The sequence below is a fragment of the Streptomyces bathyalis genome (assembly GCF_015910445.1).
In the GTDB taxonomy this organism is placed as follows: domain Bacteria; phylum Actinomycetota; class Actinomycetes; order Streptomycetales; family Streptomycetaceae; genus Streptomyces; species Streptomyces bathyalis.
The window spans coordinates 6,479,184-6,505,370 of sequence record NZ_CP048882.1 but is presented as its reverse complement, the minus strand read 5'-3'; the positions used below and the strand labels follow the sequence as shown (position 1 = coordinate 6,505,370).

At 70.4% G+C, this 26,187-nt stretch carries 26 protein-coding genes; 12 read left to right on the top strand and 14 right to left on the bottom strand.

Annotation, left to right across the window (positions count from 1 at the left end; genetic code table 11):
- Positions 1 to 5 precede the first annotated feature (5 nt).
- The gene (locus tag G4Z16_RS28205; protein WP_197353417.1) at positions 6 to 1,454 is read left to right on the top strand and encodes a sugar porter family MFS transporter; all 1,449 of its coding nucleotides are present in this window, start codon (positions 6 to 8) and stop codon (positions 1,452 to 1,454) included.
- A 48-nt stretch (positions 1,455 to 1,502) separates the two neighbouring features.
- Here G4Z16_RS28205 and G4Z16_RS28200 read toward each other — a convergent pair whose 3' ends face one another.
- The 4 genes from G4Z16_RS28200 to G4Z16_RS28185 form a co-directional block, all read right to left on the bottom strand.
- Entirely contained in the window at positions 1,503 to 2,324 is an 822-nt protein-coding gene (locus tag G4Z16_RS28200) for a carbohydrate ABC transporter permease (RefSeq protein ID WP_197353416.1), read from the bottom strand.
- On the bottom strand, positions 2,321 to 3,223 hold the full coding sequence (locus G4Z16_RS28195; RefSeq protein ID WP_197354977.1) for a carbohydrate ABC transporter permease: 903 nt from the start codon (positions 3,221 to 3,223) through the stop codon (positions 2,321 to 2,323). The genes G4Z16_RS28200 and G4Z16_RS28195 overlap by 4 nt, the downstream gene beginning before the upstream one ends.
- A gap of 86 nt (positions 3,224 to 3,309) precedes the next feature.
- Positions 3,310 to 4,815, bottom strand: coding sequence for an extracellular solute-binding protein (locus G4Z16_RS28190; protein WP_197353415.1), 1,506 nt, complete (start codon positions 4,813 to 4,815; stop codon positions 3,310 to 3,312).
- Positions 4,816 to 4,892: 77 nt separating this feature from the next.
- The gene (locus tag G4Z16_RS28185; RefSeq protein WP_197353414.1) at positions 4,893 to 6,002 is read right to left on the bottom strand and encodes a carbohydrate kinase family protein; all 1,110 of its coding nucleotides are present in this window, start codon (positions 6,000 to 6,002) and stop codon (positions 4,893 to 4,895) included.
- A gap of 215 nt (positions 6,003 to 6,217) precedes the next feature.
- Here G4Z16_RS28185 and G4Z16_RS28180 point away from each other — a divergent pair, with 215 nt between their 5' ends.
- Both G4Z16_RS28180 and G4Z16_RS28175 read left to right on the top strand, forming a co-directional pair.
- Positions 6,218 to 6,994, top strand: coding sequence for a DeoR/GlpR family DNA-binding transcription regulator (locus G4Z16_RS28180; protein ID WP_197353413.1), 777 nt, complete (start codon positions 6,218 to 6,220; stop codon positions 6,992 to 6,994).
- Positions 6,991 to 8,373 (top strand): 6-phospho-beta-glucosidase, encoded by a 1,383-nt coding sequence (locus G4Z16_RS28175; protein ID WP_197353412.1) that lies wholly within the window; start codon positions 6,991 to 6,993, stop codon positions 8,371 to 8,373. Before G4Z16_RS28180 ends, G4Z16_RS28175 begins: the two co-directional genes overlap by 4 nt.
- 213 nt (positions 8,374 to 8,586) lie before the next feature.
- Here G4Z16_RS28175 and G4Z16_RS28170 read toward each other — a convergent pair whose 3' ends face one another.
- Positions 8,587 to 9,063 (bottom strand): MarR family winged helix-turn-helix transcriptional regulator, encoded by a 477-nt coding sequence (locus tag G4Z16_RS28170; protein WP_197353411.1) that lies wholly within the window; start codon positions 9,061 to 9,063, stop codon positions 8,587 to 8,589.
- A 379-nt stretch (positions 9,064 to 9,442) separates the two neighbouring features.
- On the opposite strand from G4Z16_RS28170, the gene G4Z16_RS28165 reads away from it, so the two are divergent.
- Positions 9,443 to 9,784 (top strand): antibiotic biosynthesis monooxygenase family protein, encoded by a 342-nt coding sequence (locus tag G4Z16_RS28165; RefSeq protein ID WP_197353410.1) that lies wholly within the window; start codon positions 9,443 to 9,445, stop codon positions 9,782 to 9,784.
- A gap of 261 nt (positions 9,785 to 10,045) precedes the next feature.
- Positions 10,046 to 10,549 (top strand): SgcJ/EcaC family oxidoreductase, encoded by a 504-nt coding sequence (locus G4Z16_RS28160; RefSeq protein ID WP_197353409.1) that lies wholly within the window; start codon positions 10,046 to 10,048, stop codon positions 10,547 to 10,549.
- A 140-nt stretch (positions 10,550 to 10,689) separates the two neighbouring features.
- Here G4Z16_RS28160 and G4Z16_RS28155 read toward each other — a convergent pair whose 3' ends face one another.
- Entirely contained in the window at positions 10,690 to 11,322 is a 633-nt protein-coding gene (locus tag G4Z16_RS28155; protein WP_197353408.1) for a class I SAM-dependent methyltransferase, read from the bottom strand.
- A gap of 628 nt (positions 11,323 to 11,950) precedes the next feature.
- Positions 11,951 to 12,898, bottom strand: coding sequence for a 2-hydroxyacid dehydrogenase (locus G4Z16_RS28150; protein ID WP_197353407.1), 948 nt, complete (start codon positions 12,896 to 12,898; stop codon positions 11,951 to 11,953).
- A 225-nt stretch (positions 12,899 to 13,123) separates the two neighbouring features.
- Here G4Z16_RS28150 and G4Z16_RS28145 point away from each other — a divergent pair, with 225 nt between their 5' ends.
- The 6 genes from G4Z16_RS28145 (at position 13,124) to cutA (ending at position 18,874) form a co-directional block, all read left to right on the top strand.
- The gene (locus G4Z16_RS28145; protein ID WP_197353406.1) at positions 13,124 to 14,587 is read left to right on the top strand and encodes an MFS transporter; all 1,464 of its coding nucleotides are present in this window, start codon (positions 13,124 to 13,126) and stop codon (positions 14,585 to 14,587) included.
- Positions 14,588 to 14,622: 35 nt separating this feature from the next.
- Complete coding sequence (locus G4Z16_RS28140) at positions 14,623 to 15,384, top strand: IclR family transcriptional regulator (RefSeq protein ID WP_246531110.1); 762 nt, start codon at positions 14,623 to 14,625, stop codon at positions 15,382 to 15,384.
- Positions 15,385 to 15,531: 147 nt separating this feature from the next.
- Positions 15,532 to 16,611 carry a sulfotransferase family protein gene (locus G4Z16_RS28135; protein WP_246531109.1) on the top strand — a complete coding sequence of 360 codons (1,080 nt, stop codon included), beginning with the start codon at positions 15,532 to 15,534 and terminating at the stop codon, positions 16,609 to 16,611.
- Between the two features lie 176 nt (positions 16,612 to 16,787).
- Positions 16,788 to 17,054, top strand: a complete 267-nt coding sequence (locus G4Z16_RS28130) for a hypothetical protein (protein ID WP_197353404.1) — start codon at positions 16,788 to 16,790, stop codon at positions 17,052 to 17,054.
- The gene (locus G4Z16_RS28125; RefSeq protein ID WP_197353403.1) at positions 17,051 to 18,349 is read left to right on the top strand and encodes an MFS transporter; all 1,299 of its coding nucleotides are present in this window, start codon (positions 17,051 to 17,053) and stop codon (positions 18,347 to 18,349) included. The genes G4Z16_RS28130 and G4Z16_RS28125 overlap by 4 nt, the downstream gene beginning before the upstream one ends.
- Before the next feature lie 198 nt (positions 18,350 to 18,547).
- A complete protein-coding gene (cutA, locus tag G4Z16_RS28120) occupies positions 18,548 to 18,874 on the top strand; it encodes a divalent-cation tolerance protein CutA (RefSeq protein WP_197353402.1) in 327 nt (108 codons plus the stop codon).
- 90 nt (positions 18,875 to 18,964) lie between these two features.
- On the opposite strand, the gene G4Z16_RS28115 is transcribed toward cutA, so the two are convergent.
- The 7 genes from G4Z16_RS28115 to G4Z16_RS28085 all read right to left on the bottom strand — a co-directional run bounded on the left by G4Z16_RS28115 (position 18,965) and on the right by G4Z16_RS28085 (position 25,315).
- Positions 18,965 to 19,990 (bottom strand): ABC transporter substrate-binding protein, encoded by a 1,026-nt coding sequence (locus G4Z16_RS28115; RefSeq protein WP_197353401.1) that lies wholly within the window; start codon positions 19,988 to 19,990, stop codon positions 18,965 to 18,967.
- Positions 19,991 to 20,156: 166 nt separating this feature from the next.
- Positions 20,157 to 21,086, bottom strand: a complete 930-nt coding sequence (locus G4Z16_RS28110; protein WP_197353400.1) for an ABC transporter permease — start codon at positions 21,084 to 21,086, stop codon at positions 20,157 to 20,159.
- Positions 21,083 to 21,847 (bottom strand): ABC transporter ATP-binding protein, encoded by a 765-nt coding sequence (locus tag G4Z16_RS28105; RefSeq protein ID WP_197353399.1) that lies wholly within the window; start codon positions 21,845 to 21,847, stop codon positions 21,083 to 21,085. The genes G4Z16_RS28110 and G4Z16_RS28105 overlap by 4 nt, the downstream gene beginning before the upstream one ends.
- Positions 21,844 to 22,500 (bottom strand): 4-carboxy-4-hydroxy-2-oxoadipate aldolase/oxaloacetate decarboxylase, encoded by a 657-nt coding sequence (locus G4Z16_RS28100; RefSeq protein WP_197353398.1) that lies wholly within the window; start codon positions 22,498 to 22,500, stop codon positions 21,844 to 21,846. Before G4Z16_RS28100 ends, G4Z16_RS28105 begins: the two co-directional genes overlap by 4 nt.
- Positions 22,497 to 23,228 (bottom strand): PIG-L deacetylase family protein, encoded by a 732-nt coding sequence (locus G4Z16_RS28095; RefSeq protein WP_197353397.1) that lies wholly within the window; start codon positions 23,226 to 23,228, stop codon positions 22,497 to 22,499. The genes G4Z16_RS28100 and G4Z16_RS28095 overlap by 4 nt, the downstream gene beginning before the upstream one ends.
- On the bottom strand, positions 23,225 to 24,190 hold the full coding sequence (locus tag G4Z16_RS28090; protein WP_197353396.1) for a DUF6282 family protein: 966 nt from the start codon (positions 24,188 to 24,190) through the stop codon (positions 23,225 to 23,227). Before G4Z16_RS28090 ends, G4Z16_RS28095 begins: the two co-directional genes overlap by 4 nt.
- Before the next feature lie 453 nt (positions 24,191 to 24,643).
- Entirely contained in the window at positions 24,644 to 25,315 is a 672-nt protein-coding gene (locus G4Z16_RS28085) for a GntR family transcriptional regulator (RefSeq protein ID WP_197353395.1), read from the bottom strand.
- A gap of 76 nt (positions 25,316 to 25,391) precedes the next feature.
- Between G4Z16_RS28085 and G4Z16_RS28080 the strand changes: the two genes are divergently transcribed.
- Positions 25,392 to 26,180: an NAD(P)-dependent oxidoreductase gene (locus G4Z16_RS28080; RefSeq protein ID WP_197353394.1), complete on the top strand. Its 789-nt coding sequence runs from the start codon at positions 25,392 to 25,394 to the stop codon at positions 26,178 to 26,180.
- Positions 26,181 to 26,187 lie beyond the last annotated feature (7 nt).

Sequence of the window (26,187 nt, the reverse complement as noted above, 5' to 3'; positions counted from 1 at the left end):
GCGAAGTGAAGAAACACAGAAAGGCCCTCACCGTGACCACCCCTGCTCCGCCGGACACGGCCGATTCCCCTGCACCCGTACGGCAACCACCGCTGCTCCACGCCGTCGCCGCGATCTCCGCTCTCGGGGGTCTGCTCTTCGGCTACGACACCGGCATCATCGCCAGCGCCCTGGTGGACCTGGGGCGCGACCTCGAACTCTCCTCCCGTGCACAGGAGATCGTGGTCAGCGCCATCCTCGTCGGCGCCATGGTCGGCGCGCCCGTCTCGGGCACGCTCGTGGCTCGCTACGGCCGCAAACCTGTGGTGACCGGTGTCGCCGTCTTCTTCGCCGTGGGCGCCGTCGCGGCTGCCGTGGCTCCGGGGACGGCCGCTCTCATCGGCGCCCGCTTCGTTCTCGGACTCGCGGTCGGGGCCGCGTCGAACACCGTCCCGGTCTACATCGCCGAGACGGCTCCCGCGGCCGTCCGGGGCCGGCTCATGGTGCTCTTCCAGCTCATGGTGGCCATCGGCCAGCTGATCTCCTACCTCGTGGGATACGCCCTGGCCGGGCCGGGTGGCTGGCGCTGGATGTTCGCCCTGGCCGCCATCCCCGCCGTGGTGCTCGCCGTCGGCATGATGCCGCTCCCCGAGAGCCCGCGCTGGCTGGTCGGGCAGCGGCGGACGGAGGAGGCCCGCGCCGTTCTCATGAAGCTGCGCCGACCCGGTTCGGACATCGACGAGGAGATCGCCGACATCAAGGCGGTGCGCACCAAGGAACGCGGTACGGGCTGGCGGGCCCTGCGCGGAAGCTGGGTGCGCCCGGCGCTGATGGTCGCGCTGGGGATAGCCGCGTTCTCGCAGCTGACGGGCATCAACGCGATGGTCTACTACGCGCCGAAGCTGCTCACCGACGCCGGGTTCGGTGACTCCACAGCCCTGCTGACCGGCGTCGGGATCGGCGTGATGCTCGTGCTCGCGGGAATCGCGGGCACCCTCCTCGTCGACCGGACGGGACGGCGTCGGCTGCTGCTGTGGCTGCTGCCCGGTTCGGGACTCGCCATGGCGGTGCTCGCCCTGGCGTTCCTGGGCACGTCGGGATCACAGGCGCAGAAGTGGACCGTCATCCTGTCGCTCTTCGCGTACATCTTCCTCAACGGCGCGAGCATGCAGGCCGTCGTCTGGCTCATCGGCCCCGAAGTACTGCCGCTGGCCGTACGCGGCCCGGCCATGAGCCTGGCCACCACGGCGGTGTGGGGTTTCGACCTCGTCATCGCGATGACCGCGCTCACCGCCGTCGACACCTTCGGCCGTACCGTGACGTTCCTCGTCTACGCGTTGATGAACGCGGCCTGCTGGATCTTCGTGCTGCGCCGGGTCCCGGAAACTCGCGGGCGCACGCTGGAGGAGATCGAACAGGCTTTGCGCGGTCCCGCGGGCGCGAAGAGCACCTCCGAGGTGCCGACGAACGCCTGACGGAAAACCCGTGGCCGACGGGTCGCGTCAGGCGACGCGGCCCGTCGGTCACTCCTTCACGGCGCCGGTGAGCATGCCCTCGATGAAGCGCCGCTGCAGCGCCACGTACACCACGACGACCGGCAGGGCGATGAGCACCGAGGCGGCAGCGAGCAGCGCCGTGTCGGAACTGTGCTGCCCCTGGAAGAAGGCCAGCCCGAGCGGGACGGTGCGGTGCGCCTCGTCGCTGACCATGACCAGTGCCATCAGGAACTCGTTCCACGTCCACATGAAGACGATGACGACCATCGTGGACAGGGCCGGACGCCCCATCGGGACGAGTACGCGCCACAGCGTGGTCCAGCTGGACGCCCCGTCGATCCGGGCGGCCTCGATCACCGACCGCGGGCTGTTGCGGAAGTACGTGCGCATCCAGAAGACGCCGAACGCGAGTGACTGTGCGGTCTGGGGCAGGATCAACGCCCAGTAGGTGTCGGTGAGTTGCCAGTACCGGAGATCGAAGTACAGGGGTACGACGAGTGCTTCCTGGGGCAGCGTCAGCCCGATGACGAAGAGGTAGAAGAGCACGCTCGAGCCGGGGAAGTGCATCACGCCGAAGGCATAGGCGGCGAGCACGGCCAGCACGGCGGTGGCCGTGACGACGACGGCCGCGACCAGCACGGAGTTCGTCAGATACGAGCCGAAGTGCCCGCGGGTCCATGCCTCGGCGAAATTGGCCCAGTTGAGTCCGTCCGGCAGCGAGAAGCCCGCCGCCTGCGAGGAGGGACGACCGAACGCCGTGGAGAGGATGCCGATCACGGGCGTGAGGCTGATGACGGCGAACAGGGCGAGGATGCCGTAAGTGGCGCTGCGTTCCAGGCGGCCGGTCATCGGTTCCGTCCTTCTACGAGCCGTGCGACGGAGACCGTCAGCACGAAGATCAGCACGGTCAGTCCGACGCCCATCGCGGCCGCGGATCCGACCTCGTTCGTCTCGAACGCGCGGTGGTAGACCTCGTACGCGGGCACGGAGGTGGCGTTGCCCGGGCCGCCGCCCGTGGTGATGTAGATCAAGTCGAAGTTGCGCAGCCCGGCGACGATGGTCAGGGTCAGCGCGACTGCGGTCTCGGCGCGCAGCGCGGGGAGGGTGACGGCGAAGAACTCCCGCAGGGGGCCCGCTCCGTCCATGCGTGCGGCCTCGTACAGCTCCCGCGGGATCCGCTGGATGCCGGCCAGGAAGAGCACGACGCACAGCCCCGTCTCCACCCAGGTGCCGATCGTGCCGACCGCCGGCAGCGCCCACGTGTAGTCGCCGAGCCATGAGCGGGCGAGGGAGCCGAGACCGACCGCGCGGAGCGAGTCGTTGAGCAGCCCGTCCGGGCCGAGGATGGAGCGCCAGGTGACGCCGACGACGACCATCGCAAGGACCTGCGGCAGGAAGAACACCGTGCGGAAGAACGTCATCCCGCGCACCCGGAAGCGGGAGAGCGCGGAGGCCAACAGCAGACCCAGCGCGACGGGCAGGGCGGCGTAGAAGAACAGCAGGGCGAGGGCGTGCAGGAAGGGGCCGCGCAGCGACGGATCCGTCAGCAGGGCCTGGTAGTTGTCCGTCCCGGCCCAGGTGGCGACGGTCAGTCCGTCCCAGTGCAGCAGCGAGAGCCACACGGTCTGCCCGAGCGGGAAGAGCAGGAAGACGCCGTACAGGGCGAGGGCCGGTAGCACGTAGAGGTAGCCGACCGCCCGTGGCTGCCCGGGAGCCCGGCGGCGGTAGCGGCCCGCGGCGTGACGCAGCAGCCGGCCGCGCGGGCCGTTGTCCGCTGCCGGAGGCCGGGGGGCCTCGTCCCGGGGTTCGGCGGCCGGCGCCGCGGGGGCGGAGCTCACTGCTTCGCCTTCCCTTCGGCTCGCTTCTTGTCCTGGAAGTCCGTGTAGGAGCGCTGCATCTTCGACGACAGCTCGTCCGGGGAGACCGATCCGTCGATGACGCCCTGCAGGTCCGCGGAGAGCGAGTCGTAGAAGTCGGGCGTGGTGTAGTCGAGGTAGGGCACGAGCCCGTCGTCCGCGTTGAGCCGCTCCCAGCCCTCCACCATCTGCGCGTCGACGCTGCCCTCGGGGATGTCGCGGGCGGCCTTGCCGGGCAGGGCGGGCAGCACGCCCTCCTCGGTCATCACGTCAGCCGCGTGTCGGCTGGTGATGAAGTCCAGGTAGGCGGCAGCGACTTCGGGGTGGCGGGACTTCGACGTCACGGACCACGCCAGGCCCTGACCACCGGTGGTGACGGGTGCCGCGTCCTTCTTCGCGGGCGGTGGCGGCATGAACCCCAGGCTGTCGCCCATGGTCTTCTTCAGATCCGGCAGCTGCCAGGTGCCGGTGATGAGGAAGGCGCCCTCGCCGCCGGCGAACTTCTTCGCGGCGTCGTCGTATCCGGTGCCGTTGGCGCCCTTGGGCACGTAGCCGTTCTTCTTCCAGTCGGCGAGCGTGCGGGCGGCTTCCTTCGTCGGCCCGTTGTCGAACCCCTTGCCGCGGCCGAAGACGCTCTCGCGCGTCTCCTGCGCACCGCCGGCCTGGTTCTGCAGCACGCCGAAGGTGTGGATCGCCGGGTACTTGTCCAAGTTGCCAAACTGGACGGGCAGTTCACCCTTGTCCTTGATCCGGGGCAGTGCGTCCGTCAGCTCGCCCCAGGTCTTCGGGGGCTTCACGTCCGCCTTCTCCAGGACGTCCTTGTTGTAGTAGACGCCGATGTACTCGCCGGTCTGGGAGATGCCGTAGAGGCGCCCGGTGCCGAAGTCGCGGCCGTCGACCGAGACGCGGTTGAGGTTGAGCAGCGTCGAGGGGTAGCGGGTGTTCCAGGCGTAGATGCCCGCATAGTTGTCGAGCGGGGTGAGCAGCCCGGCCTTCACGAAGGCCACCATGTCGGAGTAGCCCTGGTTGGCCTGGATGACGTCAGGGGGCTTGTTCCCCGAAATGGCCAGCTTCAGCGTCGTCTTGAGGTCGGAGAAGCTGCGGGCGGTTCGCTTGATCCGGATGTGCGGGTACTTCTTCTCGAACTCGGCGTTGAGCCGCTCCAGTTCGTCGTTCTGGCCGCCGCGTACCTCCTGGTCCCAGACGGTCAGCGTGGCCTTGCCCGCCTTTGCGGGGTCGGGCTTGGAGGTGGCGGCCGAGCCGGGCACTCCCGCCCCCACCGCGCCGGAGCCGTCGGTTCCCGGAACGCAGGCCGCGGCAAGCAGCGCTCCGCCCACGGCCAGCACGAGCGCTGCCGTACGACGCCGCCGGATCCGTCCCGCGCCGCTGAAGGGACTGTGCCGGAACGGGTGTTGACGGGGCGGTTGCGGGCGGGGCGGCACGCGGCGCACCGGGCCCGCACCTGTCGGTCGCTCAGCGCGCATGGGAGTCTCCTCTCGGCGCCCCTGCCGCGGTTGCCGTGGCACGGGCGGGGCGGGCCGCCTCCGTACCTCGGCACCGCTCAGGTCGCACGGAATCCGATGGTGGGCGTGGCACGGCGCAGCGCCGAGCCCCGGTTGGCCCCGGGCAGCAGGTCGGACAGGAAGGCGTACCGCCGCATCACGTCCTCGCTCTGTCCGCCGCAGCGGGTCGCGTACTGCCACCAGGCGGCGACCTCGGGCCAGCCCGGCGCGGACAGCGAACCGCCGAAGTGCTGTACGGACAGTGCCGCGGTGAGGTTGGCGAAGGCGAGCCGGTCGGTGAGCGGCCAGCCGGCGAGCGTGCCGGTGATGAAGCCGGCGACGAAGACGTCACCCGCCCCGGTCGGGTCCAGCGCCTCGACGGGCAGTGCGGGAAGATCGGCGCTCTCGCCGGTCAGCGAGTCGACGGCGACGGCCCCGCCGGAACCCTTGGTGACGACGGCGATCGGTACGAGTTCGGCCAGCGCCCGCACCGCTTCCTCGGGACTTCCGGTGCGCGTGTAGTGCTGCGCCTCGGCGGCGTTGGGCAGGAAGGCGTGGCAGTAGGAGAGGTCGGCCAGCGTGTCCGGGTCCCAGGCGCCGGTGTCGTCCCAGCCGACGTCGGCGAAGATCTTGCTGCCTTCGTCGTGGGCCTCGCGCACCCAGCTCTCCAGCCGGCCGGGGGCCAGGTCGGTGAAGCAGGCGCGGGAGCGCGGGCGTCCGGCCGACCGCACGCACGGGGCGGGGGCCTCGTGCCCGTGGGAGACCATCGTCCGCTCGCCCTCGTAGGCCATGGAGACGGTGACGGGCGAGTGCCAGCCCTTGGCGCGATGGGACGGCCCGAGGTCGATGCCTTCGCTGTCGGCGAGCGACTCCCAGCAGTAGTCGCCGTACACGTCGTCCCCGAACGCGGCGGCGAGAGAGGTGCGCAGACCGAGGCGGCGCAGGGCGGTGGCCATGTTGGCGACGCCGCCGGGTGACGAACCCATGCCGCGCGCCCACGACTCGGTGCCGCGCACGGGAGCGTGGTCGAGCCCGGTGAAGATGATGTCGAGGAAGACGGTGCCGGTCAGGAACACGTCCTGCTCCGGGCCGCCGTCATCGCGCAGGGCCGACAGCGGGTCCAGGGCCGCCGAAGTCGGCGCCGGCTGCGCGCTCCCCGTCGTACTCACTGCTCGTCCCGCCCCTTCTGCGGCCTGTGAAGGCCCCGTCCACCGGTGCGCCGGCGGCGTCGTGCTCTGCAGGGCACGGTCCTCGATGGCCGAGCACCCGGAGAATCGCCGGAGGATCCTCGATTCTTTGAGCGATACCTTGCACGTCAGCGGCGATGAGTGCAAGACCCCGGTCACACTCGCGCAAAGACGCTCAGGCACGCTACATTGCCTGCATGTTGCGCGAGACCCGTCATGAGCGGCTGCTGAAGCTGCTCCGCGAGGAGGGTGTACTGCCCGTCGGGCAGATCGCACAGCGCCTCGGCGTCAGCGAGGCCACCGCGCGACGCGACCTGAACGACCTGGCGAACGCGGGCCGGCTGACGCGGGTGTACGGCGGTGCCGTGGCGCGGGGCCCCGTCGAGCGTCCCTTCGCGGAGGAGGAGGGCGACGACCGCGCCGACAAGGACGCCATCGCGCGCAGCGCCGCCGCCATGGTCGAGGACGGAGAGGTGGTGCTGCTCGACATCGGCACCACGACGCTGCAGCTGGCGCGCAGGCTCCACGGCCGGAACATTACCGTGGCGACCAGCAACCTCGCGGTCTACGAGGAGCTGAAGGACGACACCGAGGTCGCGCTCGTGCTGCTCGGCGGCCAGGTGCGCCGCAACTACCGCTCCCTGGTGGGGCACTTGACCGAGTCGAGCCTGAGCCACCTCTACGCCGACCGGCTCTTCCTCGGTACCAGCGGGGTGCTGCCCGACGGACGCGTGCTGGACACCACCGACGTCGAAGTGCCCGTCAAACAGGCCATGTTGGCCTCTGCACGCCACGTGGTGCTGCTCGCCGCCGCACGGAAGTTCCCGGGTACGGGCACGGCCCGCGTCTGCGGGCCGAAGGACATCGACGTGCTGATCACCAATCCGGCGTCGGACCCCGGCACCCTCGCCGTCTTCCGCGAGGCCGGGGTGAAGGTGGAGACAGCCATGGACGCGGAGACGGAGGGCCGATGAGGCTGACGGTGCTGGGCGGCGGCGGATTCCGGGTGCCGCTGGTGCACCGGGCGCTGCTGGAGGACGAGGGCGACGACGCGGGACGCATCACCGAACTCGTGCTCCACGACACCGACTCGGACCGCTTGGGCGCGATCACGACCGTCCTCTCCCACCAGGCGGAACAGGCGCGGCAGCAGCCGGAGTGGGATGCGCGCGGACGGGGCCCGGCGCCCGCCGTGCGCGCCACCACGGACCTCGACGAGGCGCTGCGCGGCGCCGACTTCGTCTTCTCCGCCATCCGCGTCGGCGGCCTGGAGGGCCGCGCACTCGACGAACGCACACCGCTCGCCGAGGGAGTGCTGGGACAGGAGACGGTGGGCGCCGGCGGCGTCCTGTACGGACTGCGAACGCTGCCCGTCGCCGTGCGCATCGCCGAACGCGTCGCCGAACTCGCCCCCGGCGCCTGGGTCATCAACTTCACGAACCCCGCCGGCATGGTCACCGAGGCCATGAGCCGTGTCTTCCGCGAACGGGGCCTGGGCGAGCGGGTGATCGGCATCTGCGACTCCCCTGTCGGCCTGTGCCGCCGGGCTGCCCGCGCCATGGGAGCGGACCCCGACCGCGCGGACTACGACTACGTGGGTCTCAACCACCTCGGCTGGCTCCGCCGCGTCGTCGTGGACGGGAAGGACCGCCTGCCCGGGCTCCTCGCGGACGAGGCGCTGCTGGAGTCCTTCGAGGAGGGGAAGCTCTTCGGCGCCGGATGGCTGCAGGCCCTGGGCGCGCTGCCCAACGAGTATCTGCACTACTACTACTTCAACCGCGAGGCCGTCGCCTCGATCAAGGGTTCGCGGGCCACCCGCGGGGAGTTCCTGCGCGAGCAGCAGTCCCGCTTCTACGAGGAGTCGTGCCCCGGGCGTGCCGCCGGGCCGGCCGAGGCGTACGAGGCCTGGGACCGTACGCGCCGGGAGCGCGAGGAGACCTACATGGCCGAGAGCCGTGAGGCGACCGGCGGCTGGGAGCGTGACAGCTGCGACCTCGAGGGCGGCGGCTACGACCGCGTCGCCCTCGCCCTGATGCGTGCGGTCTCCCGCAACGAACGCACCACGCTGATCCTCAACGTGCCCAACCGCACGGCCGTTCCGGGACTGGACGCGGAGGCCGTCGTGGAGGTGCCGTGTCTGGTCGACGCCGGCGGCGCACGGCCCCTCTCGGCGGGGCCCGTCGCGCCGGATCAACTGGGCCTGATGCTCCAGCTCAAGGCGGTGGAACGATCGGCGATCGAGGCGGCGGAAAGCGGCTCACGTGCTGCGGCGCTGCGGGCGGTGGCGCTGCATCCGCTGGTGGATTCGGTACGGGTCGCCGAGCGGATCCTCGACGCGGCGGGCGGCTTCTGAGGTCGGCTCACCTCTCCTCCCGGCATTCGAGTAGGCCGCGGTGGTGCGGGGCCGGCACCGGCCGCGCGGTGGCTGGGGAGGCAGTGGTCGCGATACGCCTGAACTCGCTCGGGTTCACGCCCCGGACTCGTTTGAACGGACCGTGAGTCGCTTCATCCGACCTCCTCGACAAGATGTCAGTCGGAGACAGTTCGGCGTGTGGCGCACGGTGATTCATCGCGAGCCTTCGTCGTTGCTGTCGCTGAGGCGCTCGAGCAGCCGGAGCAGGACAGCGCCGGTGGTCGCGACCTCCTCCGGTTCGAGGCATTCGAGTGCCGCGGCTTCGGCAGCGGTGGCCAGCGGCTCCGCACGTCGCAAGGCGTCGAGACCGGCGTCGGTCAGTGTCAGAACGAGAGGCTGACGCGGCGGGGTGGGTGCCTTGTCGATCAGATCTGCGGCGAGAAGTCGCGTTACGAGGGTGTTCACCGCTTGCGGGGTGATGAGCAGGGCTCGGGCGAGGTCGCTGCTGCTCAGCGAGGGTCGGCGCGCGATGTGGGCCAGGGCGCTGAACTGGCGCAGGGTCAGCCCGACCTGGCCGACGGCCTTGTCGATTTGGCGCTCGAGCAGGTGCTCGACTTTGGCCATCAGGTAGGTCAAGTGCTCGTCGGGACGAACGTCGAAAGGCTCACCCTTGGACGGTTCTTGCAACATGCTGTTAGCCTAGCAGCATGTTGCAAGAGCCCTTGACGTGCGACGGGCCGCTTTGCGAGGACTGCCGCTCGTCGTATCCGTTCGCGGCGCTGTACTGCTGGCCGAGTCGTCGGTGCGGGCGTGGCTCGTGTTGATCGATGATCCCGCCGCTGGCGTCGTGCGTGCTCGACGCAGCGGTCGGAGCCCGTGTTCAGCCCCGTTGCCTCCGATTGATCCACTGCGGCCAGGCCCACGGGGGGCGGAGATCCGCGGGTGGGTCGACGGCTGTCTGCCGCCGGTCTCGCTCAACCGCGTCGAACCCATACTCGCGTGCGGCGTCGGATTCGCATCAGCGGCTGCGCAGATCGACTGACCTGCGCGAGGAGAGAAGAGGCAACCAATGATCGACATCACCGATCCGTCCGTCGGGATGGTCCAGTTGGTGACGTTCACCGTCGAACCGGCCCACCAGCAGGAGATCGCGGCCACCATCGTCGACCGGGTCGAACAGACGGTCGCGCGCCGTCCCGGCTTCGTCTCGGCGACCTACCACTTGTCCCTCGATGGCACCGAGATCATGAATTACGCCCAGTGGGCGAGCAAGGACGCGTTCGACGCGTTCGCCGAGGACCCGGCATCGCAGGACCTGCGGTCGGCATTCGCCGATCTCGACGGTGTGGTCTCGCTCGCCGGGAGTTCATGGCAGGTCTACCGCGCCGTGACACCGGCCGCCACCCGGTGACCTCCCGCGCCGCCTGGTGGCGAAGCCTCAGCGAGCCGGCAGAGTCCTGATGCCGCGTAGCGGTGTTCGGAGCAAGCGATCGGGCGGACGGGCGGACTCATCGTCGGTGAACCACTCGCTGCCACTCACGCCGTGGTCTCGTGCACCGGAGCGTCCCACGTTCATCGCGGTGACCGGGCGTGGAGGTTCTCTGACCAGGTGCCTCGGGGCCTGCTTCAACCCAACCAACCCCGGAACACGGCACCAAGAGCAGGAGACACCATGAATTCGACCGACCGCGATGCCATCGACACGCTCGTCGAGAGCCTGGTTGCCGCATTCAACCGACATGAAGCGCGCGGCTTCGCCGCCGGCTTCACCGAATCCGCATCCTTCGTGGACGTCCTCGGCCGGCGAATGGCGGGACGCCAGGGCATCGAAGCCGGCCACCGGTTCCCCTTCGGTGGCCCGCTCGCCGAGGCCGTCCTGACCGTCGAGAAGCGAACCGACACCGTCGTCCACCCCGATGTCGCAGTGGTGGACCTGGCCTGGCGAACCCGCGGCGGACGTGGCGGCGACGGCCGCGCGGTCGGCGAACGCGTCGGGCTTCTCTCGCTGACCACGGTACGCAGCGGCAGCCGTTGGCAGATCGCACTCGGCCACAACGTGGACTACACCAACGCGTTCGACCGGACGACCGACAGCCCCGATCGAGCCGACGCGTCACGAACACCTGGCACGCCCGGCGAGGTCGTTGTCACCGGGAGCTCAGAGACGTCGTCGTGATCGTCGTGAACAGCACATCAGCGCCATCACAGGTCCCCAGGGGCTCATTACAGCGCCCAAGAACATACGGGGGCACCATGCGCTCCACGATCCCGACGGCCGCAAGCCAACGATGCACTCGAACCAAATGAGACCATCTCTCATCCGCCGTTGCGGAAGACGAGCAGATAGCGCCAGAAGAGCAGCCTGCGGATGCGGCAGCCGGTCAGCAGGACGGCCGCTTCCGACCGGACCTGGGACAGCGGCATCCCAGGCTGCTTCACCGGGGGCTTCATCCGGCCCCGGCCCGCGGGCGCGGAGGCGGGACGCAGCCTGTCCCCTGCCCAAACCGCAAGCCTGGCAACGGCGTTGACCGGGACGGCGGCCAGGCTCCAGAGAAGGTCGAGCCATGTCTCCTCCCGGTAGCAGCCGAGGATGAGCAAAACACCGCCGGGTGCGAGCGCGTCCCGCAGCGCGGAGACCGTGCCGAACGGCACATGGTGGATGCTGGCGAGGCAAGAGATGAAGTCGTAGTGCCCGCGGGGCAATTCGAGAGCCATGATGTCCGCCCGCCGATAGCGCGGGCTGCGTACGGCCCCGTTCGGCGGGCACGGGGCACGGGCCTTCGCGATCACCTCTTCGGAGGGGTCGATCGCGTCGACCTCCATCCCGAGCCGGGCGAGCCGCCGTGCGAACCGGCCCGTTCCGCAGCCCACGTCCAGTGCCGTACCGCCGTTTCGCGGAATGTGACGCGACAGCAGCCGGTGATAGTGGTCGTTGTGGTCGAAGGGCACCGAACAATGGTGTCACGGGGTCGCTGAAGCCCTTTTCCTCCGGCGTGCACTCCTTTCCTCCGGCGTCCAATCCCGATCCGGGGATCAGGCCGTGGGCCGCCCATGAATCCGGTGGAGCGGCCTCTTTCACCCGACCGCAGGCGAACGGCGGCGGAAACGTGGACCTGGTGCTGCGGTGGCCGTAGTTTTGACGCACAGAAGCAGCCTCGCGTGCACGCCCGGCAGCGAATACCTGCGAAGATCTCGGCCGGCGGTGATTCCCATGGTGCTCAAGGATCTCTGGCGAAGATTCCGCGCTTTCAACGCGGAGCAGATCGAAATCTGGGAACGGATCAATCTTCTCAACCGCCCCTGGGAGGAAGAGGTCCTCCACTGGGCACGGAGCGAGGACGGGTGGGTGCTCCACGGTCACCTCCCCCCGCCCGGGCAGGGCAGCCGGACGAGCGTGACCCGCTCGGGATGGTGCCCCGGGCTGAAGGATTCACCCGGGTCACGGGGGTCACAGGGAACCGACAAGCCGCCCGCCGGGGCCCTTTGACCACACGGCAGGGCAGAGCCCGTCGGCCGCTTCCGCGTCCCGGCGGGGTTCAGGTGCGTGCGGATCAGGGCCCCGGTACAACAACGCGGTTCAGGGGCGCGGGAAGGCGTTGACGAGGGGCTCTCCCGCGGCATAGCGGCGGACCTGCTCCACGACGAGCCGCTCGGCGCGCGGCCGGAACGTGGCGGAGCCGCCCGCCACGTGCGGCGTGATCAGCACCCCGGGCTGACCCCGCAGCGGATGGTCGCCCGGCAGCGGCTCGGGGTCGGTGACGTCGAGGGCCGCGCGCAGCCGTCCACGCCGGACCTCTTCGAGCAGCGCGCCGGTCTCCAGCGTGCGGCCTCGTCCCACGTTGACGACGAGCGCTCCGTCGGGCAGCGCGGCGAGCTCGTCCGCCCCGAACATGCCTGACGTGGCTGGGGTTTCGGGCAGCACGAGCACCACGATGTCCACCTCCGGCAGCAGGTCCGGCAGGGCGGTCACCGGGTGCACGTCCTCCTCGGGCCTGGACCGCCGGGCCACGCGCACGACCTCCGCCTCGCACGCCAGCAGCCTCCGCTCCAGCGCCTCCCCGATCGATCCGTAGCCGATGACGGCGACGCGCGACCCGGCGAGCGAGCGTGTGAAGTGCGGTTCCCAGCGTCCGGCCTGCTGGTCCGCGACCCAGCGCGGAAGATCACGCTGCGCTGCGAGGATCAGGCCGAGCGCGTGCTCGGCGGTGCTGGCGTCGTGCAGGCCCCGGCCGTTGTACAGCTTCGCGCCCTCGGGCATCACCGGCAGCAGCTTCTCGACGCCGGCGCTGAGCGACTGCACGGCCCGTACGGCCGGGAGCCGCGGGAGCAGCCGCTCGGCGCCCGGCACCGCGTACGGCATCACCCACAGCCCCGTCGACTCCAGCGCGTCCGCGGGCAGTTCGTCCTCGGGCGTGTGCCCGTCCCATACGTGCACGCGGACGTTCGAGGGCCACGGTCCGTGACGCTCGTCGAGTCCGTTCCAGGGCAGGAGCACGTGGACTGCGGGATCGGTGGTCTCGGGCATCGGCGTGTGCCTCTCCTCGTCGCGGCGGCGGTGACGGTCGGACGGACGGACGGACGGAACGAACGGACCGGCGGACCGGGACCGGCGGACCGGCGGGCGTCCCGGAAGTCCGGCGGCATGCGGGCCCGGACTCGTCATGGCCATTGACCCGGCCCGCACACGCTCGTAACGTCCTTCCCGCTCAGTGAAACACTTTCCACCCGACGGAAAAAGGGGTGTTCGGGAATGACGGCAGCGTCTTCCTCCCGCACCGCCAGCGGCGGCTTCTGGTCATCCACCCGCGCCCGGTACCTGATGCCGATCGCGTTCATCACGTACTCGCTCGCCTACCTCGACAGGTCCAACTACGCGATCGCCTCGGCGGGCGGCATGGCCGATGAGCTGAACCTCTCCGCCGGGACCGACTCCCTCATCGCGGCCTCGTTCTTCCTCGGCTACTTCTTCTTCCAGATCCCCGGGACGATCTACGCCGAGCAGCGCAGCGTGCGACGGATGGTCGCCGGTTCGACGATCGCGTGGGGCGTGCTCGCGACGGCGCAGGGCCTGCTCAGCAGCCCGGGCCAGCTGATCCCGGTGCGCTTCGCGCTCGGCGTCGTCGAGGGGGCGGTCCTGCCGGCGCTGGTGGTGCTGCTGAGCCGCTGGTTCACCAAGCGTGAGCGCGGCCGCGCCAACTCCCTGCTGATCCTGGGCAATCCGATCACCGTGATGTGGCTGTCCGTGCTCTCCGGATGGCTCATCGAGATCTCCGACTGGCGGATGATGTTCATCGTCGAGGGCGTGCCCTCGATCATCTGGGGCGTGCTGTGCATCCGCTTCATCAAGGACCGCCCGGCCGAGGCCAAGTGGCTGCCCCGGGCGGAGCACGACCAGCTGCGCAAGGACCTCGCCGACGAGCAGCGCGCCGCAGCCGAGGCGCCGGGTTCTGCCGTGACAGCCACCGAGGTCAGCGCGGGCACCCCCGACTCACCCGCAGCCGGGTCGGACCCCGGCGCTCACGCCACCACCGCCGACGCGCCGCGCGCCACCGCCGCGGACTACAAGAAGGTGCTGCGCTCCCGCGCCGTGGTCGTGCTCGCCGCCCAGTACTTCTTCTGGTCGTTCGGCATGTACGGCTTCATCTTCTGGCTGCCGTCGATCGTGAAGCAGGCCTCGGGCGAAGGCATCGGCGCGACCGGTCTGATCTCCGCGATCCCTTATGCGTTCGCGGTCGTGGCGATGATGCTCAACTCCCGACTGTCCGACCGCAACGGACGCCGCCGCATCGCCGTGTGGCCGTGGCTGGGCACGGGGGCGCTGGCGCTGCTGGGCTCCTACTTCGCCGGTTCGAACTTCCCGCTCGCCCTTACGCTGCTCACCGTCGCGGGCCTGTGCATGTACGCGCCCTACGGCCCGTACTTCGCCTTCGTCTCCGAGCTGGCGCCGGCCGGTGTCGCGGGCGCGGCCGTCGCCGCCGTCAACTCCTTCGGTGCGCTCGGGTCGTTCGCGGGCACGTATCTCGTGGGCTGGGTGCGCGGTACTCCGCTGGGTGATGCCGGTGCCTTCGGCTTCATGGCGGTGTGCACGATGATCTCCGCGGCGCTGATGTTCGGAGTCCGGGAACCGCGGGTCACCCCGGGTGATACCGGTACGGTGAGCGGGGATCCGCACGCGACCGCCGGTACGGCACGGAGCAGTGGCGGACGCGACTGACCTTGCCGCGCACGATCTTCGAGGGAGCACCGACGGTGACCGCACCGCCCGGCGACGACATGCTCAGCCGGGGCCTGCGGCTGATGACCGTACTGGCCGACAACCCGTCAGGGCTGGGCGTCAGTGCGGCGGCACGCACGGCCGGTCTTCCCGTCAGCAGCGCGCACCGGCTTCTCGGGCGGCTGGCCGCCGAACGCTTCGTCGCCTACGACGAGGACACCCGCCGGTACGCCCTCGGCGTGCGCGTCCTGGAGTTCTCGCGGGGCTTCCAGCGCTCCCCCGCCGGCTATTCGGCCGCGGCCGCACCGATGCGCCGCCTCGCCGCCCGTACGGGACTTCCCGCGATCGCGGGGATCCTCGACGGCAGCGAGGTGCTCATCGTGCTCAGCGCGCAGGGCACGCAGCATCTCCAGCTGCGCAGCGCCGAGGGCACGCGCAACCCGTGGCACGCCACCTCCATGGGTCAGGCGCTCGCCTCGGTGCTCCCCGACGAGGAGCTGGCGGCACTCCTCGCTGCCGACCTGCCCTCCCCCACCGCGCACACCGTCACCGACCCGGCGGTGCTGCGTGAGGAAGTCGCACGTGTACGGGAGCGCGGATGGGCCGAGGTCGACGAGGAGAACGAGGTCGGCGTCCGCTCCGTCGCCACCGTCGTGCCGGATCTCGACGGGGGGCTGCGTCCCCGTCTGGCGATCTCGCTCGGCGCCACCGTCGTGCTCACCACGTGGGACGAACTCCACGGCCACGTACCGGCGTTGCGCGCCTGCGCGGAGGAGATCGCCTCTCTCATGGGCTGACAGTTCTTTGGGTGACATCTCTTTGGGTGACACCTTCCGCCGACTGTCCCGTCCTCCGGGTCGATCGACGGGCGCAGGGGTAGGACTGGGGGCGATCGGAAGCCGAACGGCCTGCCGAGCGGCCAGGCCATGGGGGAGGAGACAACCGTGCGGACGGGCATCAAGACCCTGACCTTCGTCGTCGGCACCGGGCGCAGCGGCTCGACGGCGCTGTCCCAGGTGCTGCGGCTGCACCCCGACGTGCTCAGCCTCAACGAGCTCTACTCGTGCATCGACGGCCCCCCGGCGCTGTCCCGACAGCCGCTGACGGGCCCGGAGTTCTGGCGATGTCTGCGCGAACCGATGCCGGTCTTCGACGCCATGGTCCGCAGCGGCACGCCGCTCCCGGAGTTCCTCTACAACCGGCACCCCGAATGGCGCTACTCGGCCGAGACCACGGGCATCCCCGCGATCAGCATGATGCCGCTGCCTCATCTGAGCGACGATCCGGACGCGCTCCTCGATGCCCTGGAGCCGGAGGTCCGCTCCTGGCCCGAGCGCCCCGCCCCGCAGCAGTGGCACGCCCTCTTCGGCGCGCTGGCCTCCCGGATCGGCGGGCGCGAGGCCGCCGTCGAACGCTCCGGGTACTCGCTGCACCGCGTCGGTCTGCTTCACGAACTCTTCCCCGAGGCCCGCTTCGTGCACCTCTTCCGCGACGGCCCCGACTGCGCCCTATCCATGAGCCGCCACAACGGCTACCGCATGATCTCGCTGCTCCGCGAGATCATCCGCCGCTCGGGCGTGGAGTCGGCCTCGGACCTGACCGACGACCACATCAAGCAACTCCCGGACGACCTGGCCCCGTTGCTCGGCCCGCAGTTCGACCCCGCCCTCGTCCTCGACCGCGAGATGCCGGTGCCGGACTTCGGCACGCTGTGGTCGGACCTGATCTGCGAAGGCGTGGAGTACCTCGCCGCCGTCCCGCGGGAGCAGGTCACGACGCTCTCGTACGAACGCCTCCTCGACGCACCCCGTCAGGAGCTGGCCCGGCTTGCCGACTTCATCGGGGTCCAGCCCTTTGCGGAGTGGCTGGAGGAGGGCGACGAGATCCTCGACGGCACGGGCCGGCGCGGCTCGGCGCTGCGCCTGCCCGTGCGGGTTCTCGCGGAGCTGCGTGACAACTGTGTGCGGGGAGAGCGTGCGTTGGGCGTGGTCGGCGCGGATGCGGGTGCTGCGCAAGGGAGTTGACCGACCGGCCTTCTGCACCGTCCGTCGTCGCTGGTTCCCACGGCGTCCCGTCGGGAGCCGGGGACGAACGGCGCTCGGCCCCGGGACGCCTGATCACCCCAACGCCGCCTGGATTGCAAAGAGTCCTTCGCGAAGGAGTCTTTGCAAGGAACCCTTTGCCTTCTAGAGTTCACGGTATGGCAGAGACTCACGGCCTGCGGGCCCGGCGGGCGGTCAGCGAGTTCTGGAAGCTCCCCAGCGAATGGCGCGACCCCACCGACATGAGTGACTGGCCCCTGCGGCTCACCCCGGACGAAAGCCGTTCCCTCCACGAGGAGTTGGTCCCGGTCAGCGACCGCTACCGTCGGGACGGGCCCGGAGCCGAAGCCCCGGAGGACGCGGAACGCGTCACGCTGATCACGCACATCCTCCCCGAACTGGACGACCATGGGAGGCAGGCATGAATCAACTCCCCTCCGGAAGACGGTCGCTGCGACCCCTGGCCGGCGTGCTCGCCGCGACCGGACTGTCGCTCACCGGCACCCGCATCTCGGTCATCGCCCTGCCCTGGTTCGTGCTCGTCACGACGGGCAGCGCGACGCAGACCGGCCTCGTGGCCTTCTGCGAAATGGGCCCGTACGTGCTGGTCAAGGCGTTCATCGGGCCGTTGGTGGACCGAAGCGGCCCTCGCGTCGTCTCCTGGTCCACGGACCTGGTGAGTGCGACGGCAGCCATGACGATCCCCGTTCTGCACGCCGCGGATCTGCTCTCCTTCTGGCTGCTGATGCTCCTCGTCGCCGTCATCGGCGCCGCCCGCGCTCCCGGCGATCTGGCGAAGGAGGTCATGGTTCCGGAAGCCGCGGACCGCGGCAGTGTCCCGCTGGAGCGGGCCACCGGGCTCAGCGGCGTCATGGAACGGCTCGCCTTCACCCTCGGTCCTGCCGCCGGCGGGTCGCTCGTCGCGTTCCTCGGACCGATGACGGCGCTGGTGGTCAACGCCCTCTGTTTCGGACTGGGTTCGGTCGTCATCTCGCTGGTTGTTCCGCGGAGCATCGGCCGCACCGCCGAGGTGCCGGGTCATGGCCCGGATGCCCCCGGCTACTGGCAACGCCTCGGCGAGGGCATGCGCTTCCTTCGCCGGGACCCGCTACTGCTCACCATCACGGCGATGATCGCGGTCACCAACCTGCTGGACACCGCCTTCTCCACGGTCCTCCTCCCGGTGTGGGCCAAGGAGTCGGGCAACGGCCCGGCCGCGATCGGGCTCACCGGCACCGCCTGGGGGCTCTCGGCGGTCGCAGCCAGCCTCACCGCGGCAGGTCTGGCACACCGGCTGAACCGCCGCCTCGTCTTCTTCGCGGGCTTCACGCTCGCCGGCGCTCCGCGCTTCCTGATCCTCGCCGCCGACGTACCGATGTGGGTCGTGATCGCCGTCTTCGTCGCCAGCGGCTTCGGAGCGGGCTTCCTCAACCCCATCCTGGGAGCGATCCTCTACGAACGCATTCCGCGCCAACTGCTCGGCCGTGTCCGGGGGCTGGGCACCTCACTCGCCTGGATGGGCATTCCGCTCGGCGGCCTGGTGGCAGGAGCCGTGGTGTCCTCCGCGGGCCTCGTCCCCGCGTTGGCCGCCGCCGGCGTCGCGTACTTCCTCACCACGAACCTGACGGGACTGCGCCCGGAATGGCGCCAGATGAAGCGCCCGCCCGCAAATGCCCCAGAGGCTGGGATTCCACGGCCCAACGACCACGCGCCGACATAGGCCGACCGCGACGGAATCAGCACGCCGGGGTGAGGGCGCATGACCGAGGCAAGGCTACGACCACGGTCTCGGCACACTGGTACGGAGCTACGGACTCGACATCGCTTCTTGACGCGACCACCTGACCGGAGTCCCGGCAGGAACCGGCTTCAACGCGGGGTACGGTCGGCCCCCGGCATCGAACCGAGAGGAGAAACCGTGGCCGACGCAGAGTTCCTCGCCGTGCTCACCACGACGGACAGCGAAGAGGCCGCCCAGGTGCTTGCCGCGTCCGCGGTCGCGGGGCGGCTCGCCGCGTGCGGGCAGGTCGACGGGCCGATCAGGAGCGTGTACCAGTGGCAGGAGAAGGTCGAGACCGACACGGAGTGGCGCGTGCTCCTCAAGAGCACGGCGGCCCGTTACGACGAGCTCGAAGCGCTCATCAAGTCCCTGCACTCGTACGACACACCCGAGATCATCGCCACCCCGATCACCGCCGGAAGCAACGAGTATCTGGCCTGGCTGCGGACCGAGACGGCCGGCTGACCACGCGGGCGGGCCGGGGTTCGCCGAACGGCCGGCGCCGGCTCCGTACGTCGCGGAGGCGGGCGACAGACGGCGAACCGCGGCCGCCGCCTACGCCTTGATCTCCCCGAACTCCGGTGTCTTCTTCACCAGTCCGCTGTCCTCATGGAACTGCCGCGCCACCTCGTACGGCTCCTTCTTCAGCTCCGGTGACTGCGGCATCTCCCTGCGCAGGATCGGCACCAGCGCGTCCAGGGCCTTCGGATCGGAGTCCTTGAGGTACTTCTCCAGGAGCTCCCGCACCTTGCCGGGGTCGCCCTGCACGTCCTGCTGGGCGCGCTTGATCGCGCTCTGGAAGCCCTTGACCTCCTTGGACTTCTTCTTCAGCAGCTTCTGCGTGGAGAAGACGACCCCGTGCAGCGCGCCCGCCATGTCCTTCACATCGCCCCTGGCCGGGGATATGAGAATCCGGCCCGAGCCGTCGGCCTCGGCCTGCTGGCCGATCGGCTGGAAGAAGGAAAGCGCGTCGACCCGGCCGGACTTGAGCGCTCCGATGGCCGACGTGGCCGCACTTCCCAGGTTGACGAGAGTCGCGTCGGTCTTCGCCTTCTTGCCGATGCGGTCGAAGAGGTGACTCACCAGAGCCTCGGTGCCGCTTCCCGGGCCGGTGATGCCGATCTTCTTGCCCACCAGCGCCCGAGTGCGCTCCTCCAGGCTGGCCCTGTCCCCGGGCCCGGTGAAGGACTTCCCCACGACGATGTCCACGTAGTACTCGGTCACGAGGCTGGAGAGGACCCGCGTCTCACCGGGTTCGGAGGACTCCGCGAGGTTGAAGGCGTCCGTGAGCACCCCGGCCCCCAGGTCGATGGAGCCGGACTTCAGCGCGGCGGCCACCTTCGCGCCGGTGCCGAGCCGGGGGCGGTCGCCGAGCTTGATGCCCTCGTCCTTGAAGTAGCCCTTCTCCTCGGCCACGAAGAGCGGGAAGAAGGCGACGGAGTTGCTGATCTGGCCGATGTTGAGCGTGCCGGCCTTGGTGGTGGAGCCGTGCTTCGCGCATCCGGCGGCCAGTGGGGACAGAAGTACGGGGGCGGCTGCGAACGACTTCAGCAGCGCCCGGCGCTCGATGTGCTTGCCCATGGTTCAAGCTCCAGTCGCATGAGTTCCAGCTCCGTTCGGAGAGGAGGTGGAGGACGGGAAAGTGGAACGGCGGGATCGGGGACGGCGGGATCGGGGGCGGCGGATCAGAGGGCGGATACGGGGACGGTCGGGGCTGTGGGACGCAGAACCGCACCGGCGGAGGTCATCAGGCCTGTGACTCGACGGGTTTCCACCGGTTGACGCGGCGGTCGATGAGTCCGACGAGCACGTTCAACAGCCCCGCGATGACGCTCAGTACGACGAGCGTCGCGAACACGCCGGCGGTGTCGAACTGCGCCGCCGCGTCGTTGATCAGATAGCCGAGACCCTGGTTGGAGGCCACCAACTCGCCGATGACGGCGCCGATGAGCGCGTACGGAATGGCGACCTTGAGCCCGGTGAGCACACCCGTCATCGACGCGGGCAGCACGACCTTGAAGGCGATGTCCCGGCGGCTGCCGCCCATCAGCCGCACGGCGTCGATGAGCCCGCGGTCCACCTCCCGTACTCCCGCGGCGGTGTTGAGGAACACCAGGAAGAAGACGGTCGCCGCGGCGAGCAGCACCTTCATGTGCATCCCGATGCCGAACCAGACGATGAACAGCGGCGCCAGCGCGACCTTCGGGATCGAGTAGAGCGCCATCATGAACGGATCCAGCACGCGGTACGCCAACTGGAGGGATGCCAGCACGAATCCGGCGATCGCCCCCGCCAGCGCTCCGAGCGCGAAGCCGTAGATGATCTCCTGGATCGTCACCCAGCTGTGCGTCCACAGCGTGCCGTCGCCCGACCATTCGCCGAGACGCTGCGCGATGGCGCTGGGCTTGCTGGTGAAGGTGATGTCGAAGAGGCTTCCGGCGGTGGCCTCCCAGCCGGCGAGCAGCACGACGACGAGGAGCAGCCGGACGCCCCACACGGTCACGGTGCGCCCGTTGCGCTGCCACCAGGTGCGCTCGACGGGTATGCGCACCGGTCCGGAGGGGGCACCCGTTCCCGCCGGGCCCTGCGCGGTTCCCTCAACCGGCGCGGCCTCGGTCCCGGCCTGTGCCGGGGCGGACTTGCCCTCGGGTGACGGCGTCACGGTCCGCTCGGTCATGACGACCCCTCCTTCAGCGCGGCGGCCATCGCGGTGTGCAGCCTCACGAACTCCGGGTCCACGCGCAGCGCGTCCACGGAGCGGGGCCGGGCCAGGGTGATCTCCTCGTCGGCGACGATGCGGCCGAGCCCGCCGAGCACGACGATGCGGTCGCCCAGCAGCAGCGCCTCCTCGATGTCGTGCGTGACGAACACGACCGTCTGCCCGCTGCCGTGCCACAACTTCAGGAGTTCTTCCTGGAGTTCGGTGCGCAGTTGCGCGTCGAGCGCTCCGAACGGCTCGTCCATCAGCAGCGTGCGGGGAGTCCCGGCGAGCATGCGTGCCAGGGAAGCGCGGCGCCGCATGCCGCCGGAGAGTTCGCGCGGATAGTGCCTCTCGAAGCCTTCGAGGCCGACGCGCCGGAGCAGTTCGGCGGCGGTCCTGCGGCGCTCGTCGCCGCGAACGCCGCGGATCTCCAGCGGCATCTCGACGTTGCGCTGCACGTCCCGCCACGGCATGAGGGTGTCGGACTGGGTGAGGTACCCGATGTCGACGTCCGGGCCGGTCAGCTTCGTGCCCCGGTGAGACACGACTCCCTCGGAGGGTTCGGTGAGCCCGGCGAGGAGATTGAGCATCGTGGACTTGCCGCAGCCGCTGCGTCCGAGGACGGTGACGAAGCTGCCTTCCTCGACGGTGAGGGCGAAGTCGCGCAGCGCCACGATCGCGCTGTCGTCCTTGGCGAACTGCTTGGTGAGCCCTTCCGCGCTGAGCACCGCGGTCATGTCACCGCCCCCTCGGGCGAGTTCTCGTCGGCCTCGCGCATCCCGTAGGCGTCGTAGCTGAACTCGCCGGCCGCCCAGCGCCTGCGCAGCCCCTCCTCCTTGGCGATGCGTTCGCGGACCGCTTCGACTGCGGAGTCGACGTCGGCGGCCTCCACGGCGGTGACGCCGTCGTCGTCGAGTACGAGCACATCACCGGGGGCGACCGTCGTACCGCCGATCTCCACCGGCACGTTCACGCTGCCGCGTTCGTTCTTGGTGGCTCCGCGAGCGCGGCGCCAGCGGGTCCACACCCCGTAGTCGAGCCGTTCCAGTTCGGCGCTGTCGCGCACGGACGCGTCGACGAGCACGGCCGCCGCTCCACAGGCCGCGGCCTGGGTGGCGAGCAGGTCGCCGAAGAGGGCGACGGGCTCGGGCTCGGGCATGGTCAGTACGAGAACCTCACCGGGGCGCAGATGCGTCATCACCTCGTGCACCGCACGGTTGTCGCCCTGTCCGCAGCGGGCGATCCGGGCGGGTCCGGCGATGCTGCGTCCCGGCTGCAGCGGCGTCCACTCCACGTCGAGCAGCCCGCGGCGGCCGTACGCCTCGTAGACCGTGGCCACGCCCGCCGCGGCGAGTTCGTCGACGGCGGAGGCCGTGACCGCCCCGCTCACAGGGCACCCACCACGTTGGGCAGCAGCCGGTGGAACGCCTCCGCCTGCCGGATGTCCTGGTTGCCGGTGACCTTGCGGGCGTGGTTGCCGCGCTGGTCGGCGCGTTGCGCGTAGTACTCCTGGAGGTACCGCTGGGCAGCCATGCAGCTCATGGCCTCGACCTTCCGTTTGAATACGGGCGTGATGTCCACGTAGACGGTCGGTGTGAAGCCGCACAGCTCCGGCTGGTGCGGTTCGAAGGCCAGGAACTCCGACGGGGGTGCCGTGCGGAATCCGCTGGCGACGCCGGCTCCCGAGGTGAGGAGCCGGGCACGGGCCACCGCCTCGTGCGCGACCGGGTGGTCCGGGTTGAACGGGTCCTTCTCCGGGTGGGTGAGCACCACGTGCGGGGCGAAGTCCCGCATGAGTTCCGCGAGTTCGCCGACGGACTCCTGTGAGACGTGGAGCGGGTAGTCGCCGAGGTCGAACGCGCGGAAGCCGGCGCCGACGGCGGCTGCGGCCTTGGTCGCCTCCTCGTGGCGTATCCGCTTCACGTTCTCCTCGGTCTGGCCCTCCTCCTTCCACAGCACTCCGGACTCGCCGCGCTCCCCGTACGTGAGCGCCACGACGAGGGCCTCGCCTCCGGCGGCCGTGTGCGCCGCGACCGCGCCGGCGGAGCGCCAGACGAAGTCGGCACTGTGCGCGCCGACGACCAGCAGGCGCCGCTCGCTCGATGGCTGCTCGCTCATACGAGGCTCTCCTTCCGGTGGCGGGAGGGTGCGTCCTCGAAGGGCTCGGCGCCGACGAGCCAGCGGCTGTTGTGGACGGTCATGATGCGGACGTCGGCCTCGGAGAGACCTTCCTCCAGCAGCCGGTCGGCACAGATGGCGAGGCCGTCCTCGACGGGCGGGTTGAACGGCTGGCCGAGGTCGCTGGAGATCACCGAGTTCTCGGGTCCGGCTTCCCTGATGGCCCGGAACCAGGTCTCCCAGGAGACCTTGCCGGTGTACGGCGTGGTGAAGCAGCGCTCCAACAGGGCCCCGCGGGCGGCCAGTTCACGCTGGCGGTCGATGGCCACGCGCTGCGAGGTGAACTCCGGGTGTGTGACGACCATCCGCTGGACGCCCTCCTCGGCGGCGGCCTCGACGACGGCGGCTATCTCGTCGGCGTGGAGGTGGCCTGTGGCGAGCACCATGTCGTGGCGGGCGATCAGACGGAAGACCTGACGTGCAGCGTGTACGACGTCGCCGTCGGGTGTGAGGACGTCGACGGGATCGGCGGCCATGCCGTCGGCGCGCAGGTCGTCCTGGAGCTTGGCCCACATGGGAGGCGTGGCGCCTTCCGGCTCGCGGGCATGGCACTGGCGCTGGTTGGCACTGTCGACGGTGGGCAGCCAGACGAACTTCGCGCCGCCGCGTCCGGCGATCTCCACGGCGATCGGGTTGAGGCCGCCGACGGACGCGTTGAGTGTGATCGCGCCGAGGGCCGTGGCGGCGGGCTCGGCCCGGCGGACGACGGCGGCACGTTCGGCGGTGGGCGCGTAGTGCGACTTGAGCACGAAGCCCGCGAGGCCGACGGCGGCGAAGCGCTCGGCGAGGGTCACGTCGTCGATGCGGCGGCGCATCACGTCCGGCGCCACGTGGATGTGCACGTCGTACGCGCCACGCACCAGCTCTCTCGCCCGCTCGGACGGCTGGGGGTGCTCCGTCATCTCTCTCCTTCGACCCTTTGCAGCCATAATCTCCGCTCAGATTGTTAACAATCTTGGCTACAGGGGTCAAGGGGTGCGCAGAAGAGAAAGCCCGGCCCGAACGGGCCGGGCGGTGAGCGGGGAGGCAGGCGGGCGTCGCCGGCACGGCGAACCGGAACCCGACGAAGCGGGGGACGGAGTCCGAGGCGGAGGGCGGCGAGGGTGAGCGGCGAGCAGGTCGGACCGGCAAGTGGCGGGCGCGGACGGACCACGGCGCCCGGCCACCGGCAACCGGCAACCGGCGATCACGGACGGGCAACGGCCATGGCGGTCGGCGAACCCATGAGGTACCGGCAACGGGCAACGGGAGAACGCCGTGACGCACCGGCGACCGGAGAACGCCGTGACGCACCGGCGACGGGAGGACGCCGTGAGCGCGAAGGCGCCGAGCGCGCGCCGATCCCCGGGTGGGGCTCAGTGAGCCGGCCCCGCCCCCGATCTGTCGACCTCCTTGAGCGCCTTGATGACGCTGCGCAGGTGGGTGCGGGCCGCCGCCTCCGCGGCTTCCGCGTCGTGTGTGCAGATGGCGTCGATGATCGCGAGGTGCTCCGGCAGGGACACGGTGGGGCGCCCGGGGTGCATGGCCAGCCGGAACTGGTGGCGCACGTTCTGCCCGCGCAGCCGCTCCAGCATCCGCGACGCCGTCCGCTGGCCGCCGATCTCCCGTACGCGGCGGTGGAGTTGCTGATTGAGGGAGGAGTATCCGAGCAGGTCGCCGTCGGCGACCGCTTCACGCATGGAGCTGCCGATCGAGCGCAGTTCGCGGATCTCCTCGCCGGTCACGGCCGTGGCGGCCTTGGCCGCGCAGAGCCCCTCCAGCACCATCCGGACCTCGGAGATCTCGACGGCCTCGTCCAGGGAGACGGCACGCACGCGGGCTCCGCGGTTCTGTATGCGCTCGACGAGCCCCTCGTTGGTCAGCTCCAGCAGCGCCGACCGCACGCTGGCCCGGCTGGCCTCGAACTGCGTGGACAGATCGGCCTCGACGAGCCGCTGGTTCGGCACGAACTCGCCGCGGATGATCGCTTCGCGGATGGCCTCCACCAGGGGCACTCCGGGCCCGCTCCGCGCCCCGTCCTCTGCCACGTCCGCTCCGGCTCCTCTCCGTCCGCAGATGCACACCGATATTGTCAACAATATTGTGCGAGTTTAGTGTACAGGGATGTCTTCCGTCGCGACCTCTCTAACCGTCGTCGCCGTCCTCGGCCTGGGCGAGGCGGGCAGCGCGCTCTCCCGCGATCTGGCTCGGGCCGGTGCGATCGTACGGGGCTACGACCCCGCCCCGGTGCCGGTTCCCGACGGCGTGCGGGAGGCGGACAGCGAAGCGGAAGCGGCGACGGACGCTCACCTGGTCCTCAGCGTCAACAGCGCCTCGGCCGCGCACGACGCACTCCGCGCCGGGATGCGCGCGGCGCCGCCCGGAGCGGTCTGGGCCGACCTCAACACCGCCTCCCCCGGGGCGAAACGGGCCCTCGCCGCCACCGCGGACGGCCACGGCGTGACGTTCGCGGATGTCGCGATCATGGCGCCGGTTCCGGGCCGGGGACTGCGCGTACCGATGCTGGCGTGCGGACCGGGCGCCGGACGAACCGCTGAACTCCTCGGCCCCTTGGGGGCGTTCGTCGACCTCATCGAGGGAGAGCCCGGCACGGCCGCCGAACGCAAGCTGCTGCGCAGCGTGTTCTTCAAGGGCCTGGCCGCCGCCGTGGTCGAAGCACTCGCCGCGGGCCGCGCCGCGGGCTGCGAGGAGTGGCTCCGCGAGAACATCGCCGCCGAGCTCACCCGCGCCGATGGCTCGACGGTCGAGCGCCTGGTCGAGGGCACACACCGTCACGCGGTCCGCCGTACGGCCGAGATGGCCGCCGCGACGGAGATGCTCGGCGAGCTCGGCATCGACCCGGCGATCTCCGCCGCCAGCCGCGACCTGCTGGCACGGCTGTCCGCGAGGTAGCGGCAGC